Origin of the sequence: Pseudomonas brassicacearum (assembly GCF_003732265.1) — a bacterium.
Taxonomy (GTDB): domain Bacteria; phylum Pseudomonadota; class Gammaproteobacteria; order Pseudomonadales; family Pseudomonadaceae; genus Aquipseudomonas; species Aquipseudomonas brassicacearum_D.
Window position 1 is genome coordinate 1 of sequence record NZ_MOBK01000337.1, and the last position, 255, is coordinate 255.

Genomic DNA, 255 nt, shown 5'->3' on the forward strand with positions numbered 1-255 from the left:
CTTGCCGGCGGCGTCGTATTTGCCCAGCACTTCGGCTTCGGCGCTGGTGAAGCCGTCCTTCTCGCCGAAGAACGTGCCTTGCGGCCCGACCTTGCCCTTATAGCCCAGCGCCGTCGCTGTGAGCGGCGACCAAGCGGTGGCCGGCAACGGTTTGCCGGTCGGCGTGTAGGCATACAGCGTGAGTGCGATGGCGTCGCTGTACAACGCTTTGCCATCGGCATTTTTATAATCGAACAGTCCCATGTTGTGCTCTCT

The 255-nt window shown here is 61.6% G+C and carries 1 pseudogene; it reads right to left on the minus strand.

From position 1 onward, the window contains the following. Positions 1–243: pseudogene (locus BK660_RS31585) on the minus strand (polyurethanase); the annotation flags it as partial. Positions 244–255 lie beyond the last annotated feature (12 nt).